The 25,253-nt window shown below is 49.9% G+C and carries 23 protein-coding genes; 21 read left to right on the top strand and 2 right to left on the bottom strand.

The genetic code is table 11. From position 1 onward, the window contains the following. Positions 1-88 precede the first annotated feature (88 nt). The 7 genes from mrdA (at position 89) to DCCM_RS14165 (ending at position 7,452) form a co-directional block, all read left to right on the top strand. Complete coding sequence (gene mrdA, locus DCCM_RS14195) at positions 89-2,410, top strand: penicillin-binding protein 2 (RefSeq protein WP_104373049.1); 2,322 nt, start codon at positions 89-91, stop codon at positions 2,408-2,410. Positions 2,411-2,577: 167 nt separating this feature from the next. After that, the gene (gene minC / locus DCCM_RS14190) at positions 2,578-2,991 is read left to right on the top strand and encodes a septum site-determining protein MinC (protein ID WP_104373048.1); all 414 of its coding nucleotides are present in this window, start codon (positions 2,578-2,580) and stop codon (positions 2,989-2,991) included. 38 nt (positions 2,992-3,029) lie between these two features. Further along, complete coding sequence (gene minD, locus DCCM_RS14185; protein ID WP_104373047.1) at positions 3,030-3,821, top strand: septum site-determining protein MinD; 792 nt, start codon at positions 3,030-3,032, stop codon at positions 3,819-3,821. Between the two features lie 19 nt (positions 3,822-3,840). Continuing rightward, a complete protein-coding gene (gene minE / locus DCCM_RS14180) occupies positions 3,841-4,128 on the top strand; it encodes a cell division topological specificity factor MinE (protein WP_104373046.1) in 288 nt (95 codons plus the stop codon). Positions 4,129-4,303: 175 nt separating this feature from the next. Then, positions 4,304-5,680 (top strand): rod shape-determining protein RodA, encoded by a 1,377-nt coding sequence (rodA, locus tag DCCM_RS14175; RefSeq protein WP_104373045.1) that lies wholly within the window; start codon positions 4,304-4,306, stop codon positions 5,678-5,680. A gap of 70 nt (positions 5,681-5,750) precedes the next feature. After that, entirely contained in the window at positions 5,751-6,563 is an 813-nt protein-coding gene (locus DCCM_RS14170; RefSeq protein ID WP_165792174.1) for a murein hydrolase activator EnvC family protein, read from the top strand. A 13-nt stretch (positions 6,564-6,576) separates the two neighbouring features. Further along, a complete protein-coding gene (locus DCCM_RS14165) occupies positions 6,577-7,452 on the top strand; it encodes a M50 family metallopeptidase (protein WP_104373043.1) in 876 nt (291 codons plus the stop codon). 98 nt (positions 7,453-7,550) lie between these two features. On the opposite strand, the gene DCCM_RS14160 is transcribed toward DCCM_RS14165, so the two are convergent. After that, positions 7,551-9,512, bottom strand: coding sequence for a sensor histidine kinase (locus DCCM_RS14160; protein ID WP_104373042.1), 1,962 nt, complete (start codon positions 9,510-9,512; stop codon positions 7,551-7,553). Next, entirely contained in the window at positions 9,487-10,173 is a 687-nt protein-coding gene (locus DCCM_RS14155) for a response regulator transcription factor (protein ID WP_507762473.1), read from the bottom strand. Before DCCM_RS14155 ends, DCCM_RS14160 begins: the two co-directional genes overlap by 26 nt. 301 nt (positions 10,174-10,474) lie before the next feature. On the opposite strand from DCCM_RS14155, the gene DCCM_RS14150 reads away from it, so the two are divergent. The 14 genes from DCCM_RS14150 (at position 10,475) to DCCM_RS14085 (ending at position 25,137) form a co-directional block, all read left to right on the top strand. After that, entirely contained in the window at positions 10,475-11,230 is a 756-nt protein-coding gene (locus tag DCCM_RS14150) for an NYN domain-containing protein (RefSeq protein WP_104373040.1), read from the top strand. 231 nt (positions 11,231-11,461) lie between these two features. Continuing rightward, complete coding sequence (locus DCCM_RS14145; RefSeq protein WP_373855479.1) at positions 11,462-13,336, top strand: TIGR03960 family B12-binding radical SAM protein; 1,875 nt, start codon at positions 11,462-11,464, stop codon at positions 13,334-13,336. Then, on the top strand, positions 13,311-14,021 hold the full coding sequence (locus DCCM_RS14140) for a TIGR03936 family radical SAM-associated protein (protein ID WP_165792173.1): 711 nt from the start codon (positions 13,311-13,313) through the stop codon (positions 14,019-14,021). Before DCCM_RS14145 ends, DCCM_RS14140 begins: the two co-directional genes overlap by 26 nt. 55 nt (positions 14,022-14,076) lie before the next feature. Then, entirely contained in the window at positions 14,077-15,762 is a 1,686-nt protein-coding gene (locus DCCM_RS14135; RefSeq protein ID WP_104373038.1) for an Rne/Rng family ribonuclease, read from the top strand. 164 nt (positions 15,763-15,926) lie between these two features. Further along, complete coding sequence (gene rplU, locus DCCM_RS14130; protein WP_104373037.1) at positions 15,927-16,238, top strand: 50S ribosomal protein L21; 312 nt, start codon at positions 15,927-15,929, stop codon at positions 16,236-16,238. 20 nt (positions 16,239-16,258) lie between these two features. Next, on the top strand, positions 16,259-16,531 hold the full coding sequence (rpmA, locus tag DCCM_RS14125; protein ID WP_104373036.1) for a 50S ribosomal protein L27: 273 nt from the start codon (positions 16,259-16,261) through the stop codon (positions 16,529-16,531). 1,164 nt (positions 16,532-17,695) lie between these two features. After that, the gene (locus tag DCCM_RS14120; RefSeq protein ID WP_104373035.1) at positions 17,696-18,259 is read left to right on the top strand and encodes a Spo0B domain-containing protein; all 564 of its coding nucleotides are present in this window, start codon (positions 17,696-17,698) and stop codon (positions 18,257-18,259) included. 51 nt (positions 18,260-18,310) lie between these two features. Beyond that, positions 18,311-19,579, top strand: a complete 1,269-nt coding sequence (gene obgE / locus DCCM_RS14115; protein ID WP_104373034.1) for a GTPase ObgE — start codon at positions 18,311-18,313, stop codon at positions 19,577-19,579. A 237-nt stretch (positions 19,580-19,816) separates the two neighbouring features. Beyond that, positions 19,817-20,014, top strand: a complete 198-nt coding sequence (locus DCCM_RS14110) for a type II toxin-antitoxin system HicA family toxin (RefSeq protein WP_104373033.1) — start codon at positions 19,817-19,819, stop codon at positions 20,012-20,014. A 31-nt stretch (positions 20,015-20,045) separates the two neighbouring features. Next, positions 20,046-20,477, top strand: coding sequence for a type II toxin-antitoxin system HicB family antitoxin (locus tag DCCM_RS14105; RefSeq protein WP_104373032.1), 432 nt, complete (start codon positions 20,046-20,048; stop codon positions 20,475-20,477). Positions 20,478-20,983: 506 nt separating this feature from the next. Further along, positions 20,984-21,433, top strand: a complete 450-nt coding sequence (locus DCCM_RS14100; RefSeq protein ID WP_104373031.1) for a DUF2975 domain-containing protein — start codon at positions 20,984-20,986, stop codon at positions 21,431-21,433. A gap of 18 nt (positions 21,434-21,451) precedes the next feature. Further along, positions 21,452-21,661, top strand: coding sequence for a helix-turn-helix domain-containing protein (locus DCCM_RS14095; RefSeq protein WP_104373030.1), 210 nt, complete (start codon positions 21,452-21,454; stop codon positions 21,659-21,661). Positions 21,662-21,680: 19 nt separating this feature from the next. Beyond that, on the top strand, positions 21,681-23,291 hold the full coding sequence (locus DCCM_RS14090; RefSeq protein ID WP_104373029.1) for a DUF4153 domain-containing protein: 1,611 nt from the start codon (positions 21,681-21,683) through the stop codon (positions 23,289-23,291). Between the two features lie 283 nt (positions 23,292-23,574). After that, entirely contained in the window at positions 23,575-25,137 is a 1,563-nt protein-coding gene (locus DCCM_RS14085; RefSeq protein WP_104373028.1) for a methyl-accepting chemotaxis protein, read from the top strand. The last annotated feature ends 116 nt before the right edge of the window (positions 25,138-25,253 follow it).

The raw sequence follows: 25,253 nt of genomic DNA, 5'->3' as shown, positions 1-25,253 counted from the left end.
GGTGACAAACCTTCCCGTATTGCCTTAGATTCCTTACTTATAAACGATCTGGGGAAGGAATGTCCCTGATTTATGGAAGGGTGCGGCAGTGGAACGAAAATATTTGGAGAAGAAATTAAAAATATTTGTGTATCTGTTGGGATTCTTCTTTATTCTTCTGGTGTTTCGCCTCGGCTATATGCAGGTTTGGGAAGCCGACAGGTACCGCACCCTGGCCACCCAGAATCACCAGCGGCTGATACCTATGGAGGCGCCCAGGGGTGAGATACTGGACAGTAACGGGATTCGCATAGTGTCCAATAAGCCCGTTTATACCGTGTCTCTTATATACCTCGGTATAAAAGACAACGAAGATGTGATTTCCCGCCTGGCGTCCCTGCTGGCCCAGGAGGAATCGTACAAAGGCATGGCCGTGGAACAAATAAGGGAAGACATAAGGGGCAAATTAAAGGAGCACCAGAGGCTTTATGAGCCGGTAAAGCTGGCCACCGGCGTGTCTCAGGGGACGGTTAACCGCATCGAGGAGCTGCGGCTGGAACTGCCCGGCGTCAGTATTGACGTGGAGCCGGTCAGGTATTACCCCTACAAGGACCTGATGGGTGAAGTGCTGGGCTACGTCAGGGAAATAACCGCGGAGGAACTGGAAAAGTTTAGCCTGGAAGAGCAGTCCCAGGAGTACACCGCGGAAAGCCCCCATTATGCCATGGGCGACATGATCGGCAAGGTGGGCATCGAAAAAACCTACGAAGATTATCTCCGGGGCAAGAAGGGAGCCCGGTTGGTGGAAGTTGACGCCCAGGCAAGGCCGGTAAGGGATCTTGGCATTAAGGAGCCCGTACCGGGGAACAATCTGGTACTCACCGTGGATTACCGCCTGCAAAGGGCTGCCCAGGACGCCGTGGTTTCAGGCCTGGCCAGGGCAAAGCAGCTCGGTTACGCAAAGCCCCCCAAGGGAAAGGTGCCCAGCGGCGCCGCGGTGGTTATGGATGTGCGGACGGGTAAAGTTTTAGCCATGGCCTCAATTCCGTCCTATGATTTAAATATTTTTTCAGGGACCCTGACAGGTACAAAATACAACGATTTGATTAGTAGCGGAGCTTTAAGAAACCACGCCATTCAGTCCATATATACCCCCGGTTCCACCTTCAAAATGGCGTCGGCGTCAGCTTTTTTGGAGAAGAATATTGTCAACCTGTCCACGGTTATCAACGATCCGGGTTATTATAAATATAAAAATGACTGGAAGCCCGGCGGCCACGGCAAGGTGACTATGATAAAAGCCCTGAAATATTCCTGCGACACCTTTTTCTACATGTTCGGAGCCAAGACCGGTCCGGAAGCGATGTCCCACTATGCCGGCGAATACGGGCTGGGCCAGCTTACGGGGATCGACCTGCCCGGGGAGGAAAAAGGATATGTGGCCACCCCGGAGGTTAAGAAAGAACATTGGAGCACCTATTCCGACCCCAGGGTAAGGGAATGGGAGTCCCAGTGGCACGAATATGACAGCATGGATATGGCCATAGGGCAGCAGGAGAATAAATTCACCGCCATTCAGCTGGCGAATTACGTGGCATCCATAGCCAATGGCGGTATTTTATATCAGCCCTATGTGGTGGATAAGGCGTTATCTCCCGATGGCAGAGTGCTGATGGAGAACAAGCCCAGGGAGACCCGCAGGGTGAATGTTTCAGCCAAAACCCTGGAAATACTCCGGGAAGGAATGCATGAAGTGGCCATCACCGACGGAACGGCATCCAGCATTTTTACCGGGGCAAAATACAGCGCCGCCGCCAAAACAGGGACGGCGGAGGTGGGGAACGGAAACAACCACGCGTTGTTTGTGGCTTTTGCTCCCTACGAAAATCCGGAAATAGCGGTGTCGGTTATTATAGAATACGGCGGCAAGGGCTCCGGTATAGCCGGCCCTGTGGCCAGGCAGATATTGGATGCCTACTTTAATCTAAAAAAACTTCCGAAGCCTGATGCCTACGGTCAAGAGCAAAATGGCGGCGAAACCCCGGAAACAGGAGATAGCGGCGCTGCCGCCGGCGGGAGTGCCGGCGGGACTGCCGGCCGGGTCGGTCAGCCGGGTACTGTTTCAGGTCAGGGTTCTGTTCCGGCCAGACAAAACCAGTCAGGCGGCGGCGGGAATGCCAGTGTGCCTCAAGGCGGTGCCGGGCAAGGCAATGCGCCTCCGGATGGCGGAACCGGGACAGGGACGGAGACGCCCGCCACGACAGGCGGAAGCGGTCAGGAAGGCGGGGTTCCCCCACCGGCCGGTACCGGGGGAGGGATACTGCCCCCGGACAATGGCGGCAACAACGCAGGGACCGGAACAAACAGTGGCGGCAGCCCGCCGGAAGGGAATAACGAGCCTTCCGGGGACGGGCAGACAGACCGGCAGTAGAAGGTTGAGAAAGTATATAATGGAGCTTTTAAAATATCATTTTGTGAAAAGAAAAAGCTGGATGCGCATTCCAGCTTTTTCTATTTTTTTCTTTTTTCTATTAGCAGGATTTGGTTATTGGCCTGTAGAAAAGTTAAACCTTAGTTGCATGGGAGGGAGAGCGTTCCTTGGACAGCTTGATTAAAAACCCCGATCGTCAGGCAAATGGCGGGGAGGATACCATTGGCGACGAAAACACCATATTGATAAAACGGACCCTGCGCTCCGGCCAGAGGCTGCATTATGACGGAAATGTGGTTGTTATGGGAGATGTCAACCCGGGGGCGGAAATAGTGGCCTCGGGCAACGTTATTATCATGGGGCAGCTCAGGGGTGTGGTGCATGCCGGGGCCTCGGGCAACGAAAAGGCTATTGTCATGTCTTTTCGTTTGGCGCCCACGCAATTGAGAATCGCCAATCATATTACCAGGCCGCCGGACGGCGATTCCCCCGAAACAGGCCATCCGGAAATCGCCAGCATAAAAAACGGTGTGGTTACCATTGAACCGTTTCATGCCAGTGCCGACCGGCAGCACAGGTAGATTTAAGCGTTACAGCAACAAAAGGGAGGACAAAAGTAATGAGCGAGGTAATCGTTGTTACTTCAGGAAAGGGCGGCGTGGGTAAAACCACAACCACCGCCAATTTAGGAACGGGCTTGGCTGCCGCCGGGCACAAGGTGGTGCTGGTGGACGCCGACATAGGGCTGCGCAATCTTGACGTGGTTATGGGGCTGGAAAACAGGATTGTTTATGATATCACCAATGTCACAGACGGGCAGATTCCCTATAAAAAGGCTCTTATCAAGGACAAACGTTATGACGGCCTCTACCTGCTTCCGGCTGCCCAGACCAAGGATAAAACCGCGGTCAGCCCTGAGCAGATGAGGGAGCTGTGCGACGAATTAAGGCAGGAGTTTGAGTATGTAATCATCGACTGTCCCGCGGGCATCGAGCAGGGATTTAAAAATGCCATAGCCGGGGCTGACAGGGCCGTGGTGGTAACGACCCCGGAAGTGTCGGCGGTACGGGACGCCGACAGGATTATAGGACTGCTGGAAGCAAACGAGTTGAGGGAACCAAAACTGATTGTAAATCGTCTACGTTACAACATGGTAAAAGCCGGGGACATGATGAGCATAGACGACATCATCGATATACTGGCCATTGAGCTTCTGGGCGTGGTACCCGAGGATGAAATGGTGGTTATAACCACGAACCGTGGGGAGACCGTGGTACAGGACGATAAGTCCCGCTCCGGCCAGGCCTACCGCAATATAGTGCGAAGGATAAAGGGCGAGCAGGTACCCCTGATGGATCTTCAGGAAGGCGGGTTTTTAACCAGGCTGCGCAAATTTATGGGCTTGAAATAAGCAAAGGGGGGGGAACAAGATGCTGGAATTTATATCACGTATATTCGGCAAAGACAGCTCTCCCAGTAAAAACGTGGCCAGGGAGAGGCTGCGCCTGGTACTGGTGCATGACCGGACGGATATATCGCCTCAGATCATGGAAGCGCTGAAGTCGGATTTAATTAAAGTCATTACCAATTACATGGAGATAGACGAGGCCGCCCTGGAGGTAAGCCTGGACAGCAACGAAAATCAAATAGCCCTGGTGGCCAACATACCGGTCAAGGGCATGAAACGGTCCGGCAGCATGGCTCCCACCGGAGCATAACCCTTTGAACTGTAAATGTTAATTTTTACGGCTCCCCCGGGAGCTTATTTTTATTCCGGAGGAGTTTTTTGCTTCCTGTGGGATAAGTCTCCCCTCGAAATAGCCTCAAAAGAATTATATAATGTATATTATATGGTTTTTGGGACAAAAAAGGTTTTAGACAGGTGATAGCGGCATGATAAAACGTATTATTAAAAATATTGACTATACACTGGCCATAACAACATTATTGATTATTATTTTCAGCCTGATTGTAATCGGCAGCGCCACCCTGGAATTCACCGACGCTTCCTTTACGAAGCTTAAGGATCTGAATTTTTTTGTTAAATTATTAAAACTGGACTACGAATACGTCATAAGACAGTTTGTCTGGGTGCTGATCGGGATCGTAGCCATGGTGGCCGTGCTTTACATTGATTACGAGGACCTGGGCAAATACACCAGATCACTGTATATATTAAACCTGGTAATGCTGCTGGCGGTGCGGTTCATGGGAGAAACCGCCCTGGGAGCCCAGCGCTGGATACCCATAGGACCTTTTCAGTTCCAGCCCTCGGAGTTTGCTAAAATAATTATAATTATCACCTTTGCCGATTTTCTGGTTAAAAGGGAGGGGCGCCTGAACCGTTTCCGGGACCTGATCCCCTGTTTTATCTTTGTGGGCATACCGATGCTGTTGATACTGGCGCAGCCGGATTTAGGAACCTCGCTGGTATTTATAGCCATTACCTTCGGCATGCTATTCGCGGCGGGGGCGCGCCCCGCGTTGCTGGTCGGCATTATCGGCATAGGACTGCTGGCCGGAGTTACCCTGTATAACGTCCACGCCTATTATCACAGCGCGGACATGGTTCTGGAAGAACGCCTGGTGGAAGTTAAAAAGGCCATTGGCGGGAACAGTTTGTACGTGGATAGTGACCAGGGAGTGCAGAACGACCTGAAAAAAAATCATCTTACCGGCAGTAAAAAGGATCTCCAGACATATTACGATATTTTGGTGAAAGAGCACGAGAAAGCCCACCAGCGACATGAAAAATTCCATAAATATACCCTTAAGGAGTACCAGATGACCCGCCTGACCATATTTATGGACCCGGAAAGCGATCTGCTGGGGGCGGGCTACCACGTCTGGCAGTCCAGGATTGCCCTGGGCTCCGGGGGACTGTCCGGTAAAGGCCTGCTGGGAGGCACCCAGAGTCATTATACCTTCCTGCCCATTCGCCATACCGACTTCATATACTCAGTGGTGGGTGAGGAATTCGGATTTATAGGCGCGGTGACCTTGCTGGCCCTGTATTTTGTTCTGCTGTACAGGGGCGTCCAGATAGCGATGATGGCCAGGGACACCTACGGAAGTCTTTTGGCCGTGGGAGTTGTGTCCAAATTTGCCTTCCATATTATGGTTAATATTGGGATGACCGCGGGCGTCATGCCGGTCACCGGTATACCGTTGCCCCTTTTTAGCTACGGGGGCAGCAATATGCTGGCCAACCTTATTTCCATTGGAATATTAATGAATATATATGTAAGAAGGCAAAAATTGATATTTTAATTGTCTGTCATAATTATCCCTCTCTTCCCATATATTGTAACGACACTGTATGGGAACAGGAGGGATGATTTTGTTTTGGGACAAGCCGTGGAAAAGGAAAAAAACATACAAATATGATTTGGACTCAGCGAAAACCAGGGGTTACAATTTTGACTGGAACAATTACGGCCGCCCCGCCGGCCGTAAATGGTCCGACCCCTGGGAGCAGGGTTTTCCGGCTAAAAAAAGAAGCCCGTACAGCAAAATAATGGTGGCGGTGTGCATACTGGCTGTGCTGGTGGTGGTGAGGCATTGGCCGAGCCCCTTTGGAGAGGATGTCCGGGCGGGACTGAAATATGTCCTCACCACCGACTGGAACTTCCAGCCGGTGGTGGAAAAGGTGGTGCAGCTGGGCCTGCAGCTGGCAGGTGAAGAGAATCGTTTTGAAAGTGTCATTCCCAGGGAAATGGCTTACAAGGAAACCATGGGTAAAGCCGGCGGGGACGCCGGGCTGCCCCTGCCGGTGTCCGGCAGGCTGGTGAGGGCATACGGCTGGAGCAAGGACAGCCTTGACAACATGGAAAGATTTCATCCGGGAATTGACATAGCCGCCCCGCCGGGCAGCCCGGTGAAGGCGGTGCTGCAGGGGGAAGTCGCCAAGATTGGTGATGATCAAGCGCTGAGGCGTTTTATTCTGCTGGATCATGGCGAGGGAACCTATACCCTTTACGCCGGCCTGGCGAACATAAAGGTTATACAGGGGCAGGCTGTGGCGGCGGGAGATATAATCGGTGAAGTTTCCGGTGACGGGGATGCTCAGGGAAAGGGCTTTCACTTTGAATTGAGGGAAAAAAACACCCTGGTGGATCCCTTAAGCAGGCTGGAAGCTCCTCCGGTCCAATAGGAGGCCGGAGCAGATGAAATTAGGCAAAATTTTCGGGGTTGGTATATACGTCAACCCTTTTTTTCTGGCGTTAATAGCACTTTTTTTTGTGGCCGGAGTGCTGGACAGGGGACTTGTGGCCTTCCTGGTGGTGCTCATACATGAATTTGCCCATTCCGCGGCTGCCAAAAGAATGGGCGTGCAGGTAACCGAGGTGGAACTGCTTCCCTTCGGCGGCGTTACCAGGATGGGCAGCGAGCCGGCGCTGGACCCGCTGAAGGAATTATATATTGCCGCCGCGGGTCCTTTTAGCAATATGCTAATGGTGCTGGCAGCCATTGCCTGTAAAAATTACGGCATATGGGATGACAACATCGGGCCTTTCTTCCTGCAGAGCAACATACTCATAGCGGCTTTCAACATTCTCCCGGCCTTGCCTCTGGACGGGGGAAGGGTCTACCGGGCTTTTCTGGCGGGCAGCATGGGCTTAAAGAAGGCGACTTACAGGGCCGCCTCTTTTGGACAGGCCTGGGCGGTGTTGATTGTGGCGGTGGGGCTGGCCGGGCTGTTGCTCGGGTTCACCGGCCTGGACGTGATGATAACGGGAATGTTTCTTTATTATGCCGCCACCAGGGAAAAACTGGCCGCTCCTTATTTGTTCATGAAGCATGTTATCAGAAAGAAAGACGAATTAAACGAAGACGGAATATTGCCCGCCGAAACGCTGGTGGCTCTGGAGCACGTTTCCCTGGGGGACATAACCAGGCTTTTTGTGCCCCGGAGGTTTCACCTGGTGATAGTATTGGACAGCCAATTGAAATTCAAGGGAGTGGCCACAGAGGACATAATTGTGGAGAGGCTAATGGCCGAAGGTTTGGATTTACCGATTGGAAAAGTAATCGATGATTAGCGGATTGTGTACCACGTTGAAAAGGAATATAAAAGGCAGCAGATTTCAGGCTGCTTCCGCCGCCTTTTATATTTTACGGCGTTATGATTTAAAGGATATCACTCCCGGCCTTCTAGAAATAAAGGTATTTCAACCATTACTTTGAATAAATCGCCATCAATTTTTACATTAAATCTGCCTCCCTGCAAATTGGTTAAACTTTCTGCGATGGAAAGCCCCAACCCCGATCCTTCCGTGGTTCTGGACGAATCCCCCCGGACGAAACGCTCTGTCAGCTGTTCGGGGGAAATATCCAGGGGAATAGAGGATATATTTTTTATAATCAGCATCCCATAGGGATCATTTCGGGTAATGGCAATATATACCCTTGAACGCGGCATTGAATATTTTAATACATTTGACAATAAATTTTCGACTATACGCCACATATGTTTTCCGTCGGCAAATATCAGGGTTTTTTTATCATCAGCATTAACGTGAATATCCAGCTCCGCCTCTGTAAATTTTTCCTGGTATTCGCCGCAGGCTTGCATTACAAGTTCGTGTAAATCAATTTTTTCCGCCCTGACGGCAAGATTACCGCTGGAGGCCTTGCTGGCCTCAATTAAATCCTCAATAAGCTGCTTTAATCTTGCTGACTTTTCTTCCAAAACACATACGTAATTCACCGCGTTTTCATTGTTTAAATGTTCCTTTTTTAACAAGTCCACATAATTTACAATTGAAGTCAGGGGTGTTTTCAAGTCATGCGATACATTGGTAATCAGGTCCGCTTTCATGCGCTCTCCCTTGACCGCCTCGGCCACCGCCCGTTTCAGTCCCCCCTGGATGCTTTGTATGTCTCCGGCGAATCCCGAGAAGGCGGCGGATATTTGAGAGATATTCAATGCATAGTCCACATTGCCCGTTGATATTTCTTTAACAGCCTCCATGATTTGCCACAGGGATGAAAGAGACCTGGCCGCAAAATAAATGGCGGCGATATTAAAGGCGGCTATTAAAAATACTGAAATCAGAAATAGTGAAAAATCACCGGAAAAAGCTATCATAAACAGAATGCCGTTTACCGCCCCGTACGCCAGAAGCAGCAGCAGGGTCCAGGGTTTGAAAGTTCTTCCATTAAAGCATAAATAAAAAATTTTATATATCAAGGTGTTTTTAATTATCAGCCCGCTTTTTATCTGTCTTATCATGGATAATATATAGGATAGACCTATCAATACATCAATCCCAAAGACCAGAAATACTATAAACAATTCCACTGAATTGTGAAATGTGATATTGGATACAATAGCCAGGGAGATAATTGCCGCAATAAATACCATCAGGGAGTGTACATCCGGGTAAATTCTGTCCACCAGTGAGAGAACAATTTCCCCTCCCTGCTCCCGGTGCCCGGTGGCCCAAACAAGATAAATAAAGGATAAAATCATTAATATTATGGATGCAATCATCAAGAATATAACATAGGTTGATATTGTTTTTGTTTTATTATAGGCGGTAAAACCATCGTAAAACACATCACCCTGTTTTAACGGTTCGATAACCGCGGCATAAATCTCATAGGGGGTTCCCGACAGCAGTTGCTTGATTTCTTCATCCAGTGGATGCTCCCAATCAGATGTCCACTGATTAAAATATTCAACAGTAGGCTGCTTTTGCAATAAAGCCACAGGGTCTTCCGCCGTTACATTGGTAATGGTTTCTCCTTTTTGGGAATTCCTTATACAATAAGCAAAATTAACTGTGTTGGAAAATCTCTTTTGGATGGTATTTATACGGTCTAGGTTATCTTTGTCGGTATATTCCCCGTTACCAGTATTTTTAACGTCCTCTTCGCTTTTAAGGTTGCTATTTAATTTAACAACGTCATAAACCAGGCGGTCAAATTCATATTTAAAACCGCTGCTTTGAAAATAACTCTTGCTGTTAATAACTTCCTGATTAAATATTAGATACAAGCCGCTGCCGGCAATGCTTATTAAACAAAGCCAGGCAATGATAAAAGCAGTAATTTTTGTCCCCGTGGAATATTTAATATTTTTCAATTTTGTATCCAATTCCCCATACCACCTTTAAATATTTGGGCTCCCTAGGGTTTATTTCTATTTTTTCCCTAATGCGTCTTATATGTACCGGAACGGTATTTTCCGCGGAATAAGACGGTTCATTCCAGACGTGCTCATATATTTGTTCGGTTGAAAAAACATGGCCCATATTCTTCATAAGAAACAGCATAATGCCGTATTCAGTGGCGGTCAGCTTGATGGCTTCCCCGTCCACCCGCAGTTCTTTGGCTTCCGTATCAAGTTCCAGGCTGCCCGATTTTAGAAGGCCGCTTTTAGAGACCAAACTGCCCAGCGCCGTATAACGGCGCATTTGTGATTTGACTCTTGCCATTAATTCCAGAGGATTAAAGGGCTTTGTCACATAATCGTCAGCACCAAAGTTCAGTCCGGTAATTTTATCCGTATCCTCTGATTTTGCGGATAATATTATAATAGGAATATTTAGTTCTTCACGAATTTTAATTGTCGTTGAAAGTCCATCCAGCTCAGGCATCATTATATCCAACAGCACCAGGTGAATTTTCTGCTCGGACAATGCCTTCAGTGCCTGTGTCCCTGTATGGGCTTTTACTACACCATAGTTCTCCTGCTTTAAATATATTTCTAAAGCCTCAACTATAGCCGTATCATCGTCGCAAACCAGCACATTCAGTTTTTCCATTAAGCTCCTCCCGCTAAATTTTTTCTCATTACAATTAAATCACCCGCCTTTTAAATAATTCTGGCAGGTTGTTTTTACAAAATACTTGATAAAAATTTTAAGATTTTCTTAAGATTAAAGAACTGACTGGTTGGAGGCTGTGGCCTATCCCCTGTGGGTGACAGGGCCGAACACGAATACCCCCTGCAATCCTATATCTCATTTTATGTCATCCTTGCAAATGGTTACTAATGTTCCGGCACGTATAATTATAACGGATAAACAACAATACTTTAGGTAGGAGGTGAAATAGTTGGACCTTAAACCTAAAGTGGCGCTGTTCGTGGATTATGAGAATCTTTTTTACAGTATGCACAACAAATTTCAGTGTCAGCCGGACCCCATGGAATTGATAAATATAGCCCTGGATTACGGCCAGATAACCTTTGCCAGGGCTTACGGAGATTTTGAAAAAAACGTATATATCAAGGGAGAAGTACCCAAACTCAGAGCCGCCAGCTTCGAGGCGGTGCATACCAGGACCGAGCTGGTGGGAGGTAAGGAAAAATCCTTTACCGACTTTAAGATTCTGGAGGACTTATTCGTTTTCAAGGAAGAAAACAGGGATGTGCAGACAGTGGTGCTGGCTACCGGAGACGGCCATTTTTCAAATATTGTGGCCAGGATGAAGATCAGGGACGGCAAAAAGGTAGTGGTGGCGGGCGTCAGGGGCTCCATCAGCCGGGAGTTGCAGATGGCCGCGGGGAAAGAGGATGTTATAGAAATATCAGGTTTTGAATATGAAGTGGATCTGGTGCATTTGAAAAAGTTTATTTCCGCCCAGGAGGAGCGTTACAGGTATTTGACCTTTATCAGGACGGCCCACGCCTATGTTGAAAATTTAAATGTTCCCGTGGAACACAGGGATTTCTACCAGAAGAAAATAATTGGGGCGATGAACAAGCTGATAGACTCCGGAGAACTGGAACAGCTTAAGATTGTCAGGAATGACATTCCGGTTAATATTATTCGCAGCTGCGGTTCTGACCGGCTGAAAAAGTCGGGATAAAATGACAGTGCAATAAATGTTTCAGGGTTTGATAAATGTACCGGCAGGGTGGCCCGTATAATGAATGGGCCGCCCTTTATAATTAAAGGAAAGAGCAATTTAACACAGGTTTTTCCCATTTCCCGTAGAATATAATGCATAGGAATAATTTACCGGTTGTCCTTTAGGTTATAATATATATATAAGCGCTATAAAGGAGGCGAACACTCCCGGTTTTTAACAACCGGGAAAATGATGCAGCGTACCCTGGAAAAAATACTTCCCCATGTTCAAAAGCCCGCCCGTTATACGGGCGGGGAATGGAATGCCGTTGTTAAGGAATGGCACGACATTGATGTAAAAATAGCCTTCGCCTTTCCCGATGTTTACGAGGTTGGCATGTCCCACCTGGGCTTGCAGATATTGTACCACGTGGTGAACACCCGCGGGGACGCGTTGATGGAACGGGTTTTCGCGCCCTGGGTTGATATGGAGAAGGTGCTTAGAAAAGGCGGCATACCTCTCTTCAGCCTGGAATCCCGCCGGCCTCTGGGGGATTTCGATATTATCGCCTTTACTTTGCAATATGAGATGACCTTTACGAATCTGTTAAATATGCTGGATCTTGCCGGTCTGCCCCTGAGGTCCTCCCGGCGGAACCGGAACCATCCGCTGGTTATAGCCGGCGGTCCCTGCGCTTTTAACCCGGAACCCCTGGCTGATTTTGCGGACGCCTTCATTATAGGAGAAGGGGAAGAAATCATCGGTGAAATAATTGATTTGTATAAAGTCTCAAAAGGCAAGAGCCGGCTGGATTTGTTAAAGGCTATGGCAGGTATAAGGGGAGTTTACGTGCCCTCCCTGTACCATATTCAATATTTTTCCGATGGTTCCGTTTCCTCCCTGGCTGTGGAGCCCGGCGCCCCGGAAAAGGTGGTAAAAAGGGTGGTGTCCGATTTTGACGGCGCCCCTTTCCCGCAAAAACCGGTGGTGCCTTATATGGGTGTGGTACACGACCGGATAATGCTGGAGGTGTTGAGAGGGTGTACCAGGGGCTGCCGTTTTTGCCAGGCCGGAGTGATATATCGCCCTGTAAGGGAAAAAACTCCGGAAACCCTGGTCCGCCAGGCGGAGGACATGGTCGGCAGTACCGGGCACGATGAAATATCTCTTACTTCTTTGAGTACCGCCGATTACACCAGGATAAAGCCCCTGGTCACGGAGCTGTTAAACCGCCTGGAGCATAAAGGGGTTGGCATTTCCTTGCCCTCCCTGAGGGTGGACGCCTTCTCCGTGGATCTGGCCAAAGAGGTGCAGAGAGTGAGGCGCTCAAGCCTGACCTTTGCTCCTGAAGCAGGTACCCAGCGTATGAGGGATGTTATCAACAAGGGGGTAACCGAGGAAAATTTGCTGGATGCCGTGTCCGCGTCATTTCAAGCCGGATGGCACGCCGTAAAGCTTTATTTTATGATAGGTCTGCCTGGCGAAAGGGATGAGGATCTGGACGGTATTGCCCATTTGGCCGTGAAGGTATTGCAGGCGGGTTTAAAATGCAATGTATCCAAGGGCAGGCTGAAAGTTACGGTCAGCGCCTCCTCCTACGTTCCCAAGGCCCATACGGCTTTTCAGTGGGAGCCCCAGGACAGTCTGGGAGAACTGAAAAGAAAGCAGTCATATCTCAAGGAGAAGTTGAAAAAGGAACGCAAAATATCATTCAACTGGCATGACCCGGAAACAAGTTTTATAGAAGCCGTGCTGGCCCGGGGAGACCGCAGGCTGGTACCGGTGGTGGAACGGGCCTGGAAGCTGGGAGCCAGATTTGACGGCTGGTCGGAGCTGTTTAATTACGACCTGTGGCATCAGGCCTTTCGGGAAAACGGGATGGATCCCGCTGAATACGCCTACAGGCGCTTTTCTTATGAGGATGTTCTGCCCTGGGACCATATAGAGACAGGGGTGGATAAAAAGTATCTGATCCGGGAGCATAAAAAGGCCATGCAGGGTACGGCGACTCCCGACTGCAGGGCCGGCAGGTGCCCGGGATGCGGGCTTTGCCCGGCGCTGGAGATAAAGCCTGAATTGCCGGGAGGTGACCATAACTTTGACCCATTACGGAATTTGCTATAGCAAGGAAGGTCCGGCCCGTTTCATATCCCATCTGGACATGGTAAGAACCTTTGAGCGGGCAATACGGCGGGCCGGATTGCCGGTGGCCTTTTCCCAGGGCTTTAACCCCCACCCCAAATTCAGCTTCGGCTGTCCGCTTCCGGTGGGGATTCCCGGCAGGGAGGAATACATGGAAATTGAACTGGTTTCGGAACTCAGCCCGGCTGAAATTGAGGAGAAATTAAACCTCGCCCTGCCCGGGGGTATTGCTGTGCTCCGTTCTTTCAGAATGGTGGACAATGCCCCGGCAATTATGGCCCTGATTGACAGCGCCAGATATAAAGTGCAAATTGATTTCCAGCCGGAGATTGATTTTGGGCGGATTGCTTCATGCATATCCCACTTCCTGTCCTTGCCCGGGGTATCCGTGGTCAGAAAGTCCAAGGATGGAAAAGAAAAATACTGCGATATACGTAAGGGGATATTCCGTTTGGAATTGGAGAGTTTGCAGGAAAACAGCGCGGTGTTGGAAATGGTTATTAAAACCGGCAGTACGGGCAACATAAGGCCGGACGAGGTGGTATCGGCCTTCACAGGCCACTGCGGACTCCCGGTGGCTGAATACGGTGTTTATATTTCCCGGGAAGCTCTTTACGGCCCGGGAGGAAGTTCCCTTGAATCAGTTTTGCAAAAAAAGGAAGAATAATATTGCATTCTTTATTATAATTAATTATATGTATTTATTTGAGGCAGGTTAGTTTATGTTTAGAGAAATAGTAATTAATGTGGGCGATGAGGAAACCAGGGCGGCAATGCTGGAGGACAGGGTGCCGGTGGAAATATTCATCGAACGTTCGGTAAATCAGCGCCTGGTGGGGAACATATACAAGGGCAGGGTGGAAAATGTGCTTCCCGGCATGCAGGCTGCCTTCGTGGATATCGGCCTGGAGAAAAACGCTTTCTTATATGTTGAGGACGCCATGCCCGCCCGCTCGCCTGACGGCCAGGGCTCAAGCTCAGCCCTGGGCGCCAATATATGCGACATTTTAAAACACGGCCAGGAGATTATTGTTCAGATAGTGAAGGAACCCATTGGGACCAAGGGGCCAAGGGTGACCACTCATATAACCCTGCCCGGCCGGTACCTGGTATTGATGCCCACGGTGGACTATATCGGCATATCCCGCCGGATAGAGAACGAAAAGGAAAGGGAAAGGCTTAAAGAGCTGGCGGGGCGGGTGAAGCCCGAGGGCATGGGGGTAATTGTCAGGACTGTGGCCGAAGGCGTCGACGGGGAGGATCTGGCCCAGGATATAGCTCTGCTTAATAAGCTTTGGAAAAAAATTGTACAGAGGGCGGGACACGGACCTGTGCCAAATCTGTTGCACAGGGACCTGGAGCTTATTCAGCGCATATTAAGAGACGTTTTTACCGAGGATGTGGACCGGCTGACCATTGACTCCCGCTACGAGTATGAAAAAATATTGGATCTGCTGGATATTACCGGATCAAGACTGAAATTCAAAGTTGTGCTTGAAGAACGGGACGATATTTTTCGTGATTACGGAATAGACCAGGAACTGGACAAGGCCCTTAAACGAAAGGTATGGCTTAAGTGCGGCGGCTATATCGTTATTGACCAGGCTGAAGCCCTGTCGGCCATAGACGTGAACACCGGCAAGTTTGTGGGTTCCACCAACCTGGAAGACACCGTGCTGCGAACCAATCTGGACGCGGCGGTGGAGATTGCCCGGCAGCTCCGGCTGCGCAACATCGGCGGCATAATTATAGTGGACTTTATAGATATGCTGAAAGAGGAACACCGCCAGCAGGTGCTGCAGGTGCTGGAAGAGGAGATTAAAAAGGATAAAACAAAAACCAATATACTGGGCATAACCCAGTTGGGGCTGGTGGAGATGACCCGGAAAAAGGTCCGCCCCAGCCTGGGTGAAGTAATGCAGCGGCCATGCCCTTATTGCGAGGGAAGGGGCAAGGTGCTGTCCGAGGAAACAGTGGGCATCCATTTTAAAAACCAGATTTACCAGATGGCCCGCCAGACCACGGCGGAAACCATTCTGGTGGAGGCCAATCCCCTGGTGGCGGCCCGTCTTATCGGCAGCGGCGGGGCAAATTTAAGGGAACTGGAGCAGCGCACAGGTAAAAACGTATACATTCGCGGGTCCCAGGGGCAGCATATTGAGTCCGTTTCTGTGCGGCCGTCCTATGATAAGTCCGATATCCAGGCCCAGACCCTGGCGGTCCAGCCCGGACAGGTGCTGGAGGTCAGGGTGGAGGAACCCCACGTGACTAATATTCATGACGGCATAGCCCGGGTTGACGGTTTTATACTGGACATAGAAGGGGCCGGTTCACTGGTGGGGGAATCAGTGCCGGTGGAGGTAACCAAGGTTTATAGAACCTATGCCAAGGCGAGATTGATAAAATAACATTATAATACCTCTTTCTTGACAAAAATGGTTGTTGTGTTAAAATACTATATTGTAGGTATTATTGCCTGATACCACCGCTCGGAACGGGTCGCCCAAAAACGGATGCTTTTTTCCGTACCTGAATTCCGGCGAGTCCTAATTATGGGGGAGGTTAATTTTTAGTGTACGCCATTATTGAAACAGGCGGTAAACAGTTCCGCGTCCAGGAGGGGGACACCCTCTACATTGAGAAACTGCACAACGAACCTGGTGAAACCGTAGCCATCGACCGGGTTCTGGCGGTGCAAAAAGACGGCGACTTAAAGCTGGGCAGCCCCGTGGTGGAAGGCGCCACCGTGCAGCTCAAGGTGGTTCGCCACGGCAGGGGCAAGAAAATAATAGTTTTCAAGTACAAGGCCAAGAAAAATTACCGGCGTAAAAAAGGCCACCGCCAGTCCTTTACCCAGGTGACGGTGGAAAAAATAAACGCCTGATATTTGGAGGTGGGAATAACATGGCTCATAAGAAAGGTGTAGGTAGCTCCAGGAACGGCAGGGACTCAAAGCCCAAAATGCTTGGTGTTAAAAGGGCGGACGGCCAGTTTGTAACAGCCGGCTCCATCCTGGTGCGCCAGCGCGGCACCAGGATATATCCCGGCGCCAACGTTGGCATCGGTTCAGACGACACCTTGTTTGCCAAGGTGGATGGAGTTGTATCTTTTAGAACCAAGGGCAAGGATAAAAAAGAAGTTGCGGTTAACCCCGGAGCCGCTGAAGCTGTAATGTAACAAAAAAAACCGGCCTGTAAATCCAGGCCGGTTTTTTATATAAAGAAGAATTTTAAAAAGCAACCCCTTCGAGTTGCTTTGGTTTAGTGACAGCCTCCCGGGTAAATGTTGCGGCTTAGGTCCGGTTGGTTTTCCCAGATGATTACCCCACGTTGCCGTATGGGCGGTTTCCCTTTAAAATCACTCCGTGTTGCCACGGTACCGGATTGCCACTTAGTCCGCACTGTAATCCCCGGGCCGCCCCGTTTCTCAAACGGACAGCCTAGAAGTTTTCCTTGGCGGCAAACTCTCCCCTAGCCTCTTTTGCAGCGGCGGTTTCAAGAATGACCATCCCCCGCAGCCACCTCAAGGCAGGCTACTCTGCACCCAGCGTCTACCACATGCAGGTTCACACCCCGGCCGCAAACTTTTGGCCTGCAAACCGGGTCTCCCCGGAGACAGGGACGTCATTCGCCCGAGGGATAGCCCTTTGGACAAATGAGTATCATACATGCCTTTGTATTTAGCCCTGAATCCTTAACTCCCAGCACCAGCCCCCGATGGCGTCGAAAGCCGGCACAAGGAACTTCATCGATGTGCCCTTGACGGATTTTTAGCCCCGCCTTCGTGAAAGAGTTTTCCCGACTAGGATACTGCATCACCGTTATTAAGTTGATATAAGGAATTATAACAGCATTCCCGGCATACTGTAAAAGCCGCTACGCGGCCGGCCGCGGCCGCTATTAATCCGGCGGACTTTAGCCTGTGGAATGGCTCCGCGCAGCTTAGTTTTTGTGGAGTATACTTGTTAATGCTCGGCAATGCGAATAAACCGGCATGTCCCCAATTTTTGGACTCAGCAGGCGGCTGGCAGAAAATAGATAGACAGGCAGGAATTATCCGGTAAGTGGTTAATTATAAGAAAGCGGGAATTATCGCCGGGGTAATATATGGGGTAATATATAATGTAGCGGCGCCGCATGGATTGTTAAGCATTTCCTGTGGATAAGCTGTTGATAAAAATAGACCTGGGTCTTGAGTACTACTGATATAAGTACTTTTTACTTTGGTTACCCTGTGGATAATTTTTTTAACAGGCAATGTTTTAAAACCATATCCATGGGTCCCCGGTCCTTAACGGGATGATAAAAACATGACTTTTTTTGCAAGTTTGGGAGGATAATTGTGGATTTATTAACCATGCTGGAATTTATTTCTGTGCAAAGGCACGATTTTCTTAATCATTTACAGGTTATATCCGGGTTGGTTCAGTTGAATAAAAGTGACAGGGTTATAGACTATATCCGTCAGGTGTGCATTGATGTGGAGAGATTGAGCAAAGTTATTCACCTGAAGAATCCCTATGTGGCGGCTGCGTTGTTGTTGGGCAACCACCAGGCGGAAATGCATCAGGTGGTGATAGATTTTAATATACAGACCGACTTTGAGGAATGCGCGGTTCCCGCCGGGGAAATGGGCAGTGTATTGTACGAAGCTCTTTCCCGGGCGGTTAATTACCTGGCTTCACCGGAGATATCCGGCCGCCGGATTGCTTTATCCCTGGCGGAATCGGATAAGAAATATCTATGTCGCATATCCTTTCCCGAATCCCCGGCCTCAGGAACGAGAATTACCAGGGATGTACTGACGGATATGGAAAAGCTGCTGTCGCCCTTCGGCGGCAAGGTGGGTCTGGCCGTCTCAGGGGGGGAAGGCGAAATTCATATTATTTGTCCCAGAATGCCTTAAATCAATATAATTGAAACATAATATAGGTAATACCAATTTAGAGGAGACTTTATGTTCTACGACAAGGCTAAAATTTTTGTGAAGGCCGGCGACGGTGGCAACGGTTGCGTGGCATTTAGACGTGAAAAATATGTTCCCGACGGGGGACCCTGGGGAGGCGACGGCGGCAGGGGCGGCAGTGTTGTGCTGATTGCCGACGAAGGCTTGAGAACCCTGGTGGATTTTCGCTATCATAGCCATTACAAGGCCGGGAGAGGCCAGCACGGTATGGGCAAAAACATGCACGGCCGCTCCGGTGAGGATTTGCGGCTCAGGGTTCCCGTGGGCACATTGGTGCGGGATGCCGATACCGGCAGAAAAATTGCCGATCTGGTTCAAAACGGCCAGGAGGCGGTGGTGGCCGGAGGGGGCCGGGGAGGCCGGGGCAACGTCCGTTTTGTCACCCTTAACAACAAGGCTCCTAAAATGGCCGAAAAGGGGGAACCCGGAGAGGAATGCTGGCTGCAGCTGGAGCTTAAGCTGCTGGCTGATGTGGGGCTGGTGGGATTTCCCAATGCCGGCAAGTCCACCATAATATCCAGGGTTTCCGCGGCCAGGCCCAAAATTGCCGATTATCCCTTTACCACCTTGGTGCCCAATTTGGGCGTGGTAAGGATTGACGGGGACAGGAGTTTCGTGATGGCGGATATCCCCGGACTGATAGAGGGCGCACATGCCGGGGCCGGACTGGGACATGAGTTTTTACGCCACACGGAAAGAACCAGGATACTGGTCCACGTGCTGGATATGGCCGGAACTGAGGGAAGGGACCCCCTCCAGGATTTTGAAATTATCAACCGGGAAATTAAACTTTATGATCCCAGGCTGGCCGCCAGGCCAATGGTGGTGGCGGCCAATAAAACAGACCTGCCGGAAGCCCGGGCAAACCTTGAGCGGCTGGAGCGCGAGCTTGCAGGGAAATTCGAGATATATCCGGTTTCCGCGATAACAGGACAGGGGCTGGACAAGCTTTTGTTCAGACTGGCGGACATGCTGGAGCAAATACCTCCGGATACCGGTGAGGAGGTAGAGGAGGAGCCTGAAGTGTTGCATCAGGCCGCCCCCCGCTTTACCATCCAGAGGGACGGCGGAGCGTTTATGGTGGAGGGCAGGGAAATAGAGCGCCACCTGGCCATGACCGATGTCCAAAACGAGGAGGCCATGGAAAGGCTGCAGAGGATAATGGCCGTAATGGGCATAGACAACGCCCTTCGCCGGGCAGGGGCCAGGGAAGGGGATACCGTGCGCATAAAGAATTATGAGTTTGAATTTGTAGAATAAGTATTGCAAACAGAAGGCGGGGAATAAAACAAGCACCCTGGAGAGACTTCCGTTCCGGTTTATTCCGACGGTGGGTTTGACTCCCCTCGCCTCCGCTAAAATATCAGCAAAGAACCACCTTTGGGGTGGTTTTTGTTTTGCCCGTGTATCCCTCCACCCATGGAGTGCATATTCTGCTTCATGGTATTTACACGTATTATTTATACGTGTAAAATCTAACTATAAGGAGGGGTGTGCTTGAAAAGCTTCTCATCAAGAGAAATATTGAAGATACTAACCGAAGACGGCTGGTATCACGTAGCTACGGTCGGTGACCACCATCAATTCAAACACCCCACTAAAAAAGGTAAGGTAACAGTAACGCACCCGGTAAAGGGCATACCAGCCAAAACGGTCAAGAGTATATTAAAACAGGCGGGAATCACAATCGAGTGATCCATTCCCATAAACTAAGGAGATGGTTAGAGTGACAAAAGATAGATACATCTATCCTGCAATCTTCGATTATGCCGATGATGGTATTTCCATCGAGTTTCCGGACCTGCCCGGCTGCTTACCCTGTGCCGCTACTTCTGAAGAAGCATTTAAGAACGCCAAGGAGGCTCTGGGCCTCCACCTTTGGAGCATGGAGCAGGACGGTGATCCCATTCCCGAACCTACACCAATAGAAAAGCTACATCCGGTTCCAAACCAGGTAGTAGGACTTATTGAAGTCTGGATGCCCGCTTTTAGGGAATCTATTGAAAGCAAGGCTGTAAAAAAGACTCTCACCATTCCCAAATGGCTTAACGACCTGGCCGAAAAGGAGAATATTAACTTTTCTCACCTGCTACAATCAGCAATTAAGAATCATCTTGGCATTGAGGTTTATAAGCCTCTTGGAAGAAAGCAGCCTTAGAGCCCGCCTGACTCGCGATTTATAATATAACCCTGATCAGGCAAAAGTGGACACCAGTACGGCTTCTTTTATCCCCAAGGCTTTGAGATTGCCGTTTATGATTGGAACCCTGGGATTAATCTATGGTGAAAAGTAATTATTGCAACTATCGGATTAAAGCCAAATCCCTGCCACCTATATTTACCCAACTTTCCATAACCTGTCTAAAAACCCGCTGTTCATGCGGGTTTTATTATTAGACTAAAAGATGTAAGCATGAATTTAACGCCATATCTACCCTGAAAACCATTTGCTGTAAGCCGCAAACCGCGGTGGCGAAAGGATGACCACTTTTCCTTCCATCGCACCGAAAAATCTCCAGGCCTTTACAATACGCCTGTGTTTAGCGTAAAACGAATAAAATATATCGATAAACAATAAAATATTATTGCATATCAATAAATGTTCTGTTATACTGCGATCACCATGAGGGTGTTTGCCACCCGGTTGAGGAGAGGATGAATTCTATGTGGAATGGGAAGAAATCCATCGGTCTGAGCAAGCTATGCATTTTATTTTTCATGTGTGTGCTGATTGCCACGGTGGTGTCCGCCCCCTGGCTGACGCGCTGGTTTCTGGATTTTTCGCAGGCCGGTCTGAAGGGAACCGAGACCTTCTTTCTTGCCACCATCTACGTGGGATTTGTTCCCGCGGCGTATCTGCTCAACAACCTGTTGCGCCTGCTCCGCCGCATCGAGGCGGGGCAAGTGTTTATAGCCGAGAATGTAGAACGGCTGAGACGGATTTCCTGGAGTTGCTTTATTGGAGCGGGGATTGCTTTGGTCTCTGTATTTTACTATTTCCCGTGGTTTTTTGTGGTGGTGTCCGCCGCCTTCATGGGCCTGATCGTGCGTGTTGTGAAAAATGTGGTGGCTCAGGCGGTGGCTCTGCAGAACGAGGTGGATTACACCATATAAAGGAAAGGGAACGGTGGCATGCCAATCATAGTGAATCTGGATGTAATGATGGCAAAGAGAAAAATATCCTCCGGTGAACTGGCCGAAAAGGTGGGCATCAGCCAAGCCAATCTCTCCATCCTTAAAACCGGCAAGGCCAAAGCAATGCGTTTCTCCACCATGGAGGCTATCTGCAAGGCGCTGGACTGTCAGCCCGGAGACATACTGGAATATAAAGAGCAAGACTAAACACAGGGAGGCAAGTCATATGAACGGGTATTCTCCAGATAAAAACCGCCCGGCTTTGGCTGCGGAACAAGCGGCACCGGGCACCTCCGGGGTGTCGGCCCGGCTGGAAAAACCATTGCGGCCGGGTGCAAAAGAACCTTTTGAGGCGGACCGCAGGGACGGTATTTTTGCTCTGTTTACCTTTATACTGGGGTTTTATTTCGCGCGCTGGGTGCTGTTTTCCTGGCAGGGCTGGGGGGTAACGCTGTTTACCCTTGGCTTTTGCGGCGCAGTCACCGTGTATCTGCTGAAAAAAGGGGTGCTCATTCCACGGGCCGGGTGGTTCTGGCTGACCGTGGTGGCTCTTACCGGAATCAGCTTCTCCCTCTGGACCAACAACGGCTTGGAGCCATGGCGCAGCCTGTTGTTATTCTGCGGCGCCGTATACTGGATTATTTGCGCCACCGGTCTGCCCATACTTGGCAAAACCAGCAACTTGATTATGCTGGACGGTTTAAACGGCCTGTTTGTGATTCCCTTCAGAAATTTCGGCTGCCAGTATAAAAGCCTGTCTTTTCTGGGCAGAAATAAACGGGCCGAGGGAAGGCAAATCTTTTCCATAGGGCTGGGTCTGTTATTGACCTTCATAGTGGCAGGCATTGTTTTACCCCTGCTGCTGGAGGCGGACAGCGGCGGTTTTTCCAAAATTACAAAGGGCGTTTTAACCTACCTTCAGGGGATGAGGAAGGAGATTGGGGAACTTTTTATGAATGCCGTTCTGGCCATTCCCATAGCGGCTTATCTCTTTGGCCTTGTGGCAGGCAGCGCCCATGGAAGAGGCTGTGACCTGTTTAAAAAGGACAGTATCCTAAAGGCCATTTCCGACTTGCGGGTGCTGCCCGCGGCTACCGTTTACACCCTGCTGGGGTTGCTGGACAGTCTGTATGTGGTATTCATCGGCAGCCAGCTGCCTTATTTTTTCTCCGCCTTTGTTGGGGAGCGGCCAGAGGGTTGGCAGGTCTATTCCGAATATGCCCGCAGCGGATTTTTTGAGCTATGCGGCATTGCGGCCATTAACCTGACTGTGTTGACCGCGGCAAATCTTCTGGGCAAAAAGCTGTGCAGGGACAGTATGGTCCTGAAGATTCTCAACTCATTACTGGCAATCCTCACTTTAGTGCTCATTGCCACCGCCTTTAGTAAAATGGCTATGTATATTGGGGCTTATGGACTATCCATGCGCCGGCTGCTCCCCTGCTTCTTTATGGTCTTGCTGGCGGTCATATGCGGTGGTGTGGTAGCCCTGCAGAAATGGTCATTTTCCGTTGGGCGATTGGCGGTCGGGGTGGGTGTAGTGATGCTCTGCACACTCTGCCTGTTGAATCCGGACGGTTTTGTTGCCCGCTATAACGCCGAACGCTATCTTTCCGGAACGCTTGGAGGCTTTGATGTGGAGATTTTATATCGCTCAGGGCCGGCCGGAGTTGATTCCGCATTGAAGGTATATGCGCAAACCGATGATCAATTTTTGCAGGCCGAACTAAAGGAGTATCTTCTTGTCCAGCAGCAGGCGGCGCAGTCTTTGGGACAGCCGGAAGACAATTTACAGAAAGCTCGTGCCAGGCAAAAAATTACGCAATACTTCCCATAATAGCGGCAGAGGGGTAAAATGTTACCGCGCCGGTTTTATTTTGCCGGCCATTCCGTGCGGCCGTCAATCCGGATAAAGTGGTTTTATGCTTCTTTCGAAAACGCAAGGCGGGCGTATTGCCGGTTAATGATAAAATGTTATGCCGGCACTACTCAGGTACTCCGCGGCCTGCGAATTTATGTGAAAAAACATACATGGTCGGCAGGAAAAATGTGTTCCCCGAAGAAATATGTAGAATGTTTAACAATCCCGGTATTATTATTAAAGATAAGGGGTGAGGTGTATGTTTACAGGAATCCGTGCCAGGCTTGTTTTGATGTGCTCTTTTCTGCTTCTTTTTACTCTGGGTATCGGTCTGTTTACCCTCCAGGAGATCAAAACCCTTAACAGTTCTTATCAGTATCTAATACAGACACGCTCTGAAATTTCAGGCACTTCAAAAATTTTGGTGGCAGATTTTGAGTATTCAGCCCTCTATTTAAGGTCTTATCTTCTGGCCGGCAATGATGATTATCTGAATAAATTTGAGACCGCCCTGGCAAAATCCCGCCAGGATGTGGACAAACTCGGTAAAATAGCAACCGATGAAAAAAGCAGTAAAATGGTTGCCCAGATGGTCACCGCGCTGGACGGCTTTTCCGCCTATTCCAAAGAGGTTATAGCCATCAGGCAGACCGGGGATATTGATAAAGTGGTGGATTATACGCTGAATAAAAAGGGGACCATTAACACCATTATAACCACCGGCCTTGAACTCAGCAAATATCAGGAAGATTTAATGCACCGGGAAGGCGCGGCCAATGCGGAAAATGTTAAAAAAGTAATTAATCTGGTAATTTTGGTGATCGTGGCCCTGGTGCTGGCAGGGTTTGCAATATCGGTATTTTTGGCCAATATTATAAGCAAACCACTGACCAGGCTGGATGCCGACGCCGTGGTGATTGCCGGGGGCGACCTGACGGGCAGCGAAATTAAGGTTAAAACCAGGGACGAGGTGGGTAACCTAGCCCGCTCCTTCAACCAGATGAGGGAGGGGTTAAAGAATCTGGTCAGGGAGGTTTCCTCCGCCACCATTCAGCTATCCAAGGCTGTGCAGCATTTATCCGCCACCGCCGATCAGGTCAGCGACAATGCCGTTCAGTTTTCGGGTACGGTTTCACAGATGGGGGACGCGGTGGAGCAGGTGGCGCATAACGCCAACAATGTCGCCACATCCGCCAGGGAGACAGCGGAACTGGCCGAGTCCGGAGGACAGGGGCTGGACAAGGTGGTAAGTTCCATTGCAAGCCTGGGCGAGGTAACGGAACAGGTGGCGGCGGTTATCGGCAGCCTGGACAGATCCTCCGGTGAAATTAACAGAATTGTTGATATAATAAGGGGTATTGCCGATCAGACCAACCTGCTGGCACTGAACGCCGCCATTGAAGCCGCCAGGGCCGGGGAGCAGGGCCGTGGTTTCGCGGTGGTGGCCGAGGAGGTTAGAAAACTGGCCGAACAGTCCGCGGAGGCAACCCAGGAAATATATAAACTGATTAACGAAGTCCAGGGTGAATCCGGAAAGGCTGTGCTTGTAATGGATCAGAGCAGGCAGGAGTACACCCGGGTACACTCCGTTATAGATGAAGTTGGCAGTTATTTCAGGACCATAATTGAAAAGGTTCAAAGCCTGGGAACGCAAATTCAGGATGTTGCCGCAGCCGCCCAGCAAATGTCGGCCAGCGTGCAGAATGTCACTTCCATCACCATGGAGCAGTCCGCTTCGGTGGAAGAGGTTTCTGCGCTGGCGGAGGAACTTGCGCGCATGGGGCTGGTCCTGGAGGATATGACCAAAAAATTCAAGCACTAGGAGGCCGTTGAAAAAGTCCATCTGCTGCGTTGCGGCTGCGGCCTCAATGCTCGACGTACTATGAGTACGTTTCCGCTTGAGGCCTTGCCGCGCCTTGCATCTGGAGCTTTTTGAAC

Origin of the sequence: Desulfocucumis palustris (genome assembly GCF_002933875.1) — a bacterium.
Classification (GTDB): Bacteria; Bacillota; Desulfotomaculia; order Desulfotomaculales; family Desulfocucumaceae; genus Desulfocucumis; species Desulfocucumis palustris.
The sequence above is the reverse complement of the archived record's forward strand: the minus strand, read 5'-3'. Positions and strand labels throughout refer to the sequence as shown.